We start from the raw sequence: 9,414 nt of genomic DNA, 5'->3' as shown, positions 1-9,414 counted from the left end.
TATATAAATTGTTATTAGTACAGAGTATTCTGCCGCCGGCCTCTCTCAATAGTTGAGCCTAAAAAATAAAGAGTTGTTTACAATAACTAAAAAGTTAATACCAAAAAAGCAAAAGTTGATCTTATTAGTTTCACAAAAATTAAAAGTTAACGCCAAGAACTTAATAGTTGACAGTAAAAAATTAATAGTTGATCTCAACACATTAATAATATCCTTACTAAAGGATTTCTCTAAAAATTTCTTAATCCTACTGTCTTTATAACCAAAATATTTTTATGATCTAATAAAACAAAAAATTACAATATCCAATAATTTATACTCAAATCAAATAATATTTCTACAACATACATCACAAAAAGTACCCATAAAAATCTTTAATATATTTTAAAAAATCTCACTTGTTATTTTTCATAAAAAACTTTATTTTTTACTTCCAAGATCTATTACAGTACACATCTTAATATTTATTTTGAACTAAAATTCATACTAAAATATACTAATTAAAATTATATAATCGAATACAAAATTCGTACTAATTTACAGTTTAATTAACTAATAAACATAAATTAGAACATACTAAACTAGTAGTTAAGTTCACATTTTTTTTCAAAAACCCACAAAATTGTTACAACACAATATCCTTTAATCAAACTATTATCTCTTTAATTTTTCTTTAAATAAATCTAATTCATAATCAGTAGACGGTATAACTAGTTCACCATTCACTATCTCTACCTGAATTTTTGTAAGAACATCAAATAAATCTTTACCAATAATACTAGGATCTTTAATAAGAGTTACAATCCCTTCCTTAATTCCGTTTTCAATCAGGCCACCAACATTAAAATTACGACTTTTTATAATATCTGATGAACAATCAGATATTACTTTTCCAACATCTTTAATCACAGAAGCAATAACATGTCCAGGTGCAAAGTTTGAATGCTCTTTATCTATCCCAATGACATAATGCCCAGGTCCAAGATCCTTTGCAACACGAAATATACCAAATACTGCAGGACCCACTACAGGAAGAATAACATCAACTCCATCTTGAAGGTACATATACTTGGCAACAGCCTCACCAACAGCTTCGTCACGATCTTTTAAAATTCTTTTTAAAATTACTCTTGTCTTAGAATTTTCATAAAAAGCTCCAGCTCTAAACCCAACCAAAAATCTATTAACATTAGGAATATTAACACCTGTCACAAATCCAATCCTATTACTTTTACTCACCTTAGAAGCAAGATATCCAGCTAAAAATGCCCCCTCTTCTACCCTAAAAACAATAGATATCAAATTTTTAGGAAATACAGCTTGTTCACGACTAAAATCATCTATAATTCCATATAAAATATCTGAATTCTCGTAAGCAAACCTTATAGCCATATCTGAAAAATAAGAACTAACAAACCAAATAAAATTGGCACCTTCCTTTTGTAAGGCAAAAATATCTTCCGATAATACCTCATCAAATGTCATCAATCTTTTACCTTCAACAGGATAAGGTGTCAAAACTTTTGGAATAAGTTTAATCCCAAACTCATTACTCGCATTAAGGGCACCATTAAAGGCATTTCTAAAATAGCCATTAGTATCAAAACTACGTGGGGATATAATTCCCATAACAACTTGATTATTAATAACAGTCGATGACTTTCTTGAAAAAAAACAAGATATAAAAAATAAAGAAAATAAAAACATAAAACATAAATTTTTTGACACAACCAATCCTCTCCTAAAAACAAATTTTAAAAAAAAACAAACTATCAATAAAAATAACACTAAATTATAAATATAAAATTTATTTTATAATAAAGACAAAATAAAAAACATTAATGCCATTATATCTATAAATAGAAGGGTATCAATTCAATAGATTACAAATATCTAAAAACTTATTATATTCGCCAAAATTACTTGGCACGACAATAATACCATTCGTTATTCTATCTTCTATAGTTTCAATCTCAACTCTAATGTCATCCCCGATTTTAGATCGGGGACTAATAATGCTCACAGAACCATCTTTAAGTTCTAATTTTAATATTTTCTCACAATCAAAATCATTTGTATTTAAATTCATTCTTTGTGCTCTAATAAATATAATTTGCAACACTGTTAATAACCAAGGTTAAATATTATCAAGTGCAAGATATGATTAAGCGTGCTCAACCTAATAACATAATACCTATCTCAAAGATTGTGGGAAGCTTTAATTAAATCCAAGAAATGCAAATCCTACTGCTACAAATATGACATCGCTACCATCTCTCTATAAGGAAAGATCTTATGAGAATTTTTCAATCAATAATTATAAGTCAAATGGTTCTCAATGAAATTATCAAGGAGATCATGAAAACAATTTATAATCTATTCTTGTGTTAATCCTTAACACAACAAAAATACTTATAAATAATTTTGTACTATTTAACAGTAAGATGGATTTCGTCTCTAAATATAATCATACACATCTCTCATCTAAAGTATATATATTAAATGATTAAATATTAATTTAACCAATTATTGGATTATATTGCCAAAACTCTTTTTTAATAGCAAATCAAACAAAAACTTACCCATTCTCAAATCTTACATTAATCTACACCTCAAAACACTTGGCATTAACTATAAATATACTAATAGAATTCAAAATCAGCTTTTTGATAATATCTTATTGCCTTAAACTTCAACTAACAATACTCTCTACATTCGCAAAACCTTATTTTATCAATTCTCAAAATACTGTATAATAATGATATAAGGCTATTCTTATATTGAACCTCCCAAATATTCATTACTTTTCAAGGTTTTTTAAATGAGCTTACTCACAAAGTATCAAATTGTTAAAAGCGACCTTTGTGATATTAAACTGTAAATGTTCAAACGAAACTTAACATCAGAAATTACAGCAATTAAAACCAATCTTGGCAACAAAATTAATACTGTTGGCAATGAGATTTTATCTCGTTAGAAAAGACATAAAAATTAATAAGACAGACTGGAAAATTACACTATTGGATGTTCGGACTATTATTACCATTGATGTTTAAGTAAGTAGCTCTATATTCAATACGAGTGATTAACTCTTGATAGGTTATACCATTTAACGGTAATCTAAAATACAAAATATATCCAACTTAGATAAGAATAACAAATGAACATTTAGCCTCACCTTTACATTATGGTCAACAGTAATTATAAGGTTTATAGCCTTAATACCTAATGAATGACTAATGACACTATATTCTTTAATTAAAGACTAATAATTCACATAAATCACCACGACTTAACTTTTTAATTTTTCAAAAAAAAGAATTCTCATATCTCTAATCTCACGATTAATCCTGATAAATCTATTTTACCTTACTCTCACCTAATACAATATTTAATACTAAAATAAAAAATTAACATATCTACAGAATTATTTAATAATATGCCCTATTATTCATATAATTACTATCACTATTTAACAGGAAATCTATTTATGAAAACTACAATTTTTAATCCAACATTTAAGCATTCTGCATTAATTCTAGTAGATATTCAAAACGATTTTTTAGAAGCAGGCTCTCTTCCTGTTCCCCAAGGGGATAAAATTATACCATTGATTAACCAACTTCAACATTGCTTTGAACATATTGTTGCCACCAAGGATTGGCACCCCGAAAACCATATAAGCTTTTCAAATCATGCTAATCACAAAGCTTGGCCTAAACATTGTATTCAAAATACATGGGGCTCAGAATTCCCAAAGAATCTAAATATCGAAAAAATAAAAGCTGTTTTTCTAAAAGGACAAAATAAAAATTATGACAGCTACAGTGGTTTTTATGACGATTCTAACAAAAAAAATAAAACTGGTCTTTTCCATTATCTCCACTCCAATGCAATTGATACAGTATTTGTAGTAGGATTGGCTCTCGATTATTGTGTACGAGAAACAATAATTGATGCTCATAATTTAAAATTTCAATCTTACTTAATCACTGATGTTACAAAAAGTATTTCACATTACCCTGAACTAATAATTTTAAAGCTCCAAAAGCTTGGGATATTAACTTGTTTAGCTAAAGATATTCTAAACAATTTTAAGTTAAACCATAATTTCCAAAAAGTAAATTTTCACATACTTTAACACTGAAAATCATTAAAGTTTCCACAAAATCAAAAATCTATTGAAAAGACACTTTAAAAATATATAAACTATAAAAGAGTAAAAAGCATACTCAGCATTTATATAAACTACCGCCCTTACTTTACCTAAATTTCCCTCAAACTCTTGAGCTAGGTCATTTTTATCAACATAATCATCTGATCGATGTCCACAACATATCATTAGATTAAAGTAATATTAATATAGTTATGAATCTTATTAAATCTGAAATCTACAAAATTCTTCATGTTATCGATCACCCTTATTAAGGAAAAAAAATTAAAGGAAAACTACTCCTATCAAAAGAAGAGTTTCCTTTAATGACTTTATTTAGTTATGTATATCGTATAAATTTTATCTAATTATTATATTATTTCTTAGTCTCAGCAGTAGTTACAGGAGCAGCATCAGGATCAATTTGCATAGCATCTTTAACAGTTCTAAGTCCTTCATCAATAGTCTTTCTTATTGCAATAGTTAAAGTATCTAACGCTTTAGTAACGGCACTAACTGCTGCGTTTTTTATCCCATCCTTTACATCATTATTGACATTATTACCATTAGCAAACTTACCATTCTTAGCCATTGCCCTTAACGCAATACCCCCTGCTATAACTGCATCTTTTGCATTCTGAGCAACACCAGATGCAGTAATATTATTAGCAACACCATTATGTTTAGCTAACTTAGCAGCATCACCACCAACACCCTTAGTAATAGCTTTTAATATATCAGCACCAGTTACCGCCCCAACAGCTTTAGTTGCATCACCAACCGCTTTTTTTGCATTAGCAGCGGCACCTCCAGCATCAGTACCAAATAATTTACCTGCTTCACCAGCATTCTGACCTCTTTGGGCACCGGTGTCAGCTTGAATACCATCTCCTGCATCTGGATTTCCTTTACCTTGAAGAACCACATCTACAATTAACTTAATCCCATTCACTAGAGAATCAACATTATCACCTTTAACACCACCAGCACCAGCAGCACCAGCAGCAGCAGCATTCCCAAGTAAGGCATCAGAATCACCAATAGCATCACTAGCACCCTTAGCACCATCAATTATTTTATTAAGAACACTATCAATGAGTTTTTTCACTTCTGTCTCTACAGACTCAGCATTAGGATTACCTTCTGATTTCATATCTGAAACAATTTTCTCAAGGGATTTTTTAGTACCTTGAACAGTGTTTTGTACCTTTTTAAAGTAATCTTTAACATCAGATTTTTTAGTATTAGTATTAAACCTTAATACACTACCCACCATCTCACCAAAAGAAGTGAAAACATTTAAAAAATCATTACTTAAACTAACAACAGACTTTAAGAATTTACTCTGAGGATTCTCTTCATCAACAGAACCATTATTACAGCTAACCAAAAAAAATAAAGTCATAAATAATATCGCACTTAATGTATTCTTCTTCATTGTTATGTGCCTCCTTATTAACCTAATAATTTAATGCAAAAATTTTATTTTTCAAGTTATTATTAAAACTTTTTGAAAATCTTAAGAATAGTTTAATAAAATAAAAATAATATAATTTATTATTATTATAAAAATAACTTAAATAAAAAGTTAAACTTAAAATCGATAAAATTATGCTTAATTAAGATAACATATCGGTTGTGTATCACAAATAATCTTATTAATTGCATAAAGAACTAACTATAAATATGAGTTAACTTCATAGTTGCACAATATATTCACACAGTAAACGAAACATAGTTAATAAAATTTCTATATTATATCATTAATATACAATGCAAAATAAAAACCATCTCATTAGACACTTTACCTAAACTTTACAACAAATACTCCCTTATTATTATTCCTTGCTACGGATTTAAACCTTATCTCTTTTCAAAAAAGGCCTTTATCCAAGCAAAAAAAAAAGTGGTCTCATCTAAATGAGCTCAATGCTCTAAATGAAGGCAAATCTATATTTATCTTATTATTTCAACTTTTTACAAAGTGCTTAAATAACTCCTTAACTTTAAACCCCAATATACAACTTACACAGTCAAATACCTGAAAATACAAAATTCAATCCAAAACCAGTAAAACTTCAATAAAATTGAATTTACCTGGTAGTATAATCAGTTTATAAAAAACAAAATCACTATTTAATAATTTAAAAAAATAAATGTCCTGTAAACGAACTAAACACAATGACAAATTGACTACGATTTCATTAAATTTTAATTTAACAACTATTACCTTGTTTTTAACACTTATTAAAGTATAATGTTAAAGATATCATAATGTATTACTTTAAAAAAAACTAAACAATACATTATATTAATAATGATTAGTACAAAAGGGGGAAGTGTGTTATTTTCTTTCAAAAACTTAAAATTAACAACAAAAATATTACTAGTTTTTTTACTTGCAGCGTGTTCTTCCTTGCAAGTTGAGGATGATAAAATCAACAAGAAAATGAGGATATACCAATATCTAAGCAACAACCTAGAATTAACAGGCGTGGTTGATTACCAAAATAACACAACGCAAATATTCTTATATACTAAACTAAGAAACCACAGTATCATTAAACAAACTCCGTTAACACTACCAGACGGAACTAAAATAGAAGGTAAAACAAGTTATGAATATGATAGTAAAGCTTCATTTGGGAAATGGATTAATACCTCCTCTTTTAGCTTAAACAAAGCTATGTTAGAAAAAGTACTCAATGAAGATGAATACGTATATAACAAAGAAGACATTAAAATTAAAGTTGGCCTAGAAACGTTACAAGTCAATAAAGCCAAAATTAGAGACTTTATGTTAAAACTGGATGCAATTGAAAAACAACATACTACAAAAGAACATCTCGAAAAACAATAGATTTAAAAAATAATAATAATCAAAGCTTTAAAATTAACGATATAGACAACGTTAGTTTTAAAGCTGTTTTATTATGACTATCAAATGATAAAATTTTGTATAAACAATTTAAGCATCAAAAGCCACCTTTAAAATAAAAACAATGTCAATTTACAAACAAAATTAATATAAAGTTATATCTGTTAACCAAATGAATACTATCTAATCTCAAAATAATAAGATTACCTATACAAGAAATTTAAAATTTATATATCTAAACTAAAATAAAATGACAAAGGCTACTACCGTAGCCAACCTATTATTCTAATCAAACAATAAGAGTGAGACTTCAAAATCTCAGTCTATAAAATAATTATAAACTATTTTATCTTTTTGTAAAGTCTTTTTCAAAAGTTTTTATTCTATCTAAAATAAAGTATTAAAGACTTATTGTTTATAACTTGACATCGTATTAAGATAGTATAAATTACATGACTTAAACATAATAAATTTATCGTATTTTTAAATTATTGAATTTCTCAAGCATCTTATTAAAAAAATCTTTTTCATTTTTATATATTTCTTTGAGCAAAAAACTAGCAAATTTTATATTAGATTTGTAAAAATCTAAAATTTCTTCATTGTCTAGTTGAATCTTTAAAGACTTTAAAATATTGACATTATTTTTGATAATTTCATTATTATTCTCTAAAACCTTAATTGCGTAATCCACCCCTTTACTTAAAATTAAGTTATGATCAATCTTACCGCTATCAATTCCTATAACTAACTTGATATACCTATATATGGAGGTTTTTGCTATATTGTAACTTTTGATAAAAGCTGTGAAGCTTTTATACCCGTCAAGAGCATAATATTTGCTTTCATTAATTTCTTTTAAGATCCTAGCTGTTTCTATTTTATTATAAGATTCTTCTTTTATTAAAATTTTAAGTTTTTCTTTTAGTGCTGAATATCTTTCTTCTCTTGTTTTATTCAAAGGGTTAAGAGGAAAATTTTCTATATCAATTCTTCTGACTATCTCTATTTTTTTATTCCTATTCATTTTATATCCAAATGGAACTAACAGTTCCATTTGGAACTGTTCTATTGCTAATCTTAATTAAAAAATTATCCAACACTATCTTATAAGCCTTATAATAGTCCTCATTAGGATTAAAATCCACTCTGTGGAAAATAGCCTTTCTCAAATTATCTCGTTTTGGAATGCTTCCTAAAAATTTTTCTTTATATTCACTCTCAATAAATTCTTTTAACTCCTTATCTATGCTTTGCCTTTCAATTAGATTAGTTACTAAGTAGAATGTTGGTAATTCACTTCTAAATATATCTCTTAATCTGTTAGTTATTAAATCTAAACTCTCAATCGCCCACTGATCTGTTGGTAAAGGAATGACAAGATAATCTGTGATTACTAAACTATTGTTAAGTAGGCTGCCTAAAGTAGGAGCTGTATCCATAATGATAAAATCATACCTATAGTGTATATAACTTAAAAATATCTTAAGTAAACTTTCTTTTAAGGATATATTTTCTTCATTAAATTGGCTCAAGCTCAAATGACTTGCAATAAAATCGAGATTTTCATTGATCTTTATGACTGAATTTTCAATGTCCAATTCCTTTTTTAAAACTCTGTATATATTTATTTTTTTTATCTCTATATTTTGACCCTTTATAAACTTGATGTAAAAACTTGTACTACTAGCTTGTGGATCTAAATCAATCAATAGTATTTTGTAATTTTTGCTTGAAAGAATATTACTAAATAACAAAGACGTTGTACTTTTTCCGACACCACCTTTAATTGAAGCTACAGTAACTATTTTTGGTTTTCTTTTATCCATTTTAGTATTCCTTTGTTTTCAAGGTATTCTTTTCCATAGAATCGGTGCACTTCTCTTTCCAATTTTAATGTTCTATTTAACAAAGAATTATAAAATATCCTTTCTTTATTTTTTTCTTTTAGCAGTGTGTATAGGCTTCTCAGATAACAAAAAACACTGCCCTTTTTAAATCGGAATTCAATATAATAAATTTTTGTTAGTTTGGAAGTCTTTTTTATGTCGTTTTCCTCATATTTTATAATAAATGGTTTGGTTAATTTTGTAAATCCATAGTAAATACCCATGAATTTATCTTCTTGCCTTGTTTGAAATAAGTGAAGGCTTTCATATTCATTAGGATTAAAAACATTCCTAAAACATAACCAAAATTTACCTTTTTTGGGTTTTGCTTCAAAATTGTTTATCATACTAAAGATTTTTGTATGATACATTATTTTACATTTTTTGTTTTCTATTTTCTTAAAAAAGTTTCTGCGTTCTTTATCTATTTTTGATTTTCTTGCAGTTAACTTTGCTTTTAGTTCATGTATTGCTCTTTCCATATTTTTTATATT

The 9,414-nt window shown here is 27.2% G+C and carries 8 protein-coding genes; 2 read left to right on the top strand and 6 right to left on the bottom strand.

Translation table 11 applies throughout. From position 1 onward, the window contains the following. Window positions 1–654: 654 nt before the first annotated feature. Both bcCo53_RS07935 and bcCo53_RS07930 read right to left on the bottom strand, forming a co-directional pair. On the bottom strand, window positions 655–1,728 hold the full coding sequence (locus bcCo53_RS07935) for a BMP family ABC transporter substrate-binding protein (protein ID WP_025408622.1): 1,074 nt from the start codon (window positions 1,726–1,728) through the stop codon (window positions 655–657). 142 nt (window positions 1,729–1,870) lie between these two features. Next, window positions 1,871–2,089 (bottom strand): hypothetical protein, encoded by a 219-nt coding sequence (locus tag bcCo53_RS07930; RefSeq protein WP_025408621.1) that lies wholly within the window; start codon window positions 2,087–2,089, stop codon window positions 1,871–1,873. Window positions 2,090–3,490: 1,401 nt separating this feature from the next. Here bcCo53_RS07930 and bcCo53_RS07925 point away from each other — a divergent pair. Continuing rightward, window positions 3,491–4,141, top strand: a complete 651-nt coding sequence (locus bcCo53_RS07925; RefSeq protein ID WP_038364998.1) for a nicotinamidase — start codon at window positions 3,491–3,493, stop codon at window positions 4,139–4,141. 388 nt (window positions 4,142–4,529) lie between these two features. On the opposite strand, the gene bcCo53_RS07920 is transcribed toward bcCo53_RS07925, so the two are convergent. Further along, the gene (locus bcCo53_RS07920; RefSeq protein WP_025408618.1) at window positions 4,530–5,591 is read right to left on the bottom strand and encodes a variable large family protein; all 1,062 of its coding nucleotides are present in this window, start codon (window positions 5,589–5,591) and stop codon (window positions 4,530–4,532) included. An 879-nt stretch (window positions 5,592–6,470) separates the two neighbouring features. Here bcCo53_RS07920 and bcCo53_RS07915 point away from each other — a divergent pair. Next, on the top strand, window positions 6,471–7,013 hold the full coding sequence (locus tag bcCo53_RS07915; RefSeq protein WP_051428616.1) for a hypothetical protein: 543 nt from the start codon (window positions 6,471–6,473) through the stop codon (window positions 7,011–7,013). Between the two features lie 490 nt (window positions 7,014–7,503). Here bcCo53_RS07915 and bcCo53_RS07910 read toward each other — a convergent pair whose 3' ends face one another. From bcCo53_RS07910 to bcCo53_RS07900, 3 genes are read right to left on the bottom strand one after another with little or no spacing between them, the layout of a single operon-like run. After that, window positions 7,504–8,058: a chromosome replication/partitioning protein gene (locus bcCo53_RS07910; RefSeq protein ID WP_025408616.1), complete on the bottom strand. Its 555-nt coding sequence runs from the start codon at window positions 8,056–8,058 to the stop codon at window positions 7,504–7,506. A gap of 1 nt (window position 8,059) precedes the next feature. After that, entirely contained in the window at window positions 8,060–8,860 is an 801-nt protein-coding gene (locus tag bcCo53_RS07905; RefSeq protein ID WP_025408615.1) for a ParA family protein, read from the bottom strand. Beyond that, entirely contained in the window at window positions 8,836–9,402 is a 567-nt protein-coding gene (locus bcCo53_RS07900; RefSeq protein WP_025408614.1) for a DUF226 domain-containing protein, read from the bottom strand. The genes bcCo53_RS07905 and bcCo53_RS07900 overlap by 25 nt, the downstream gene beginning before the upstream one ends. Window positions 9,403–9,414: the final 12 nt, after the last annotated feature.

Source organism: Borrelia coriaceae (assembly GCF_023035295.1).
Classification (GTDB): domain Bacteria; phylum Spirochaetota; class Spirochaetia; order Borreliales; family Borreliaceae; genus Borrelia; species Borrelia coriaceae.
The sequence above is the reverse complement of the archived record's forward strand: the minus strand, read 5'-3'. Positions and strand labels throughout refer to the sequence as shown.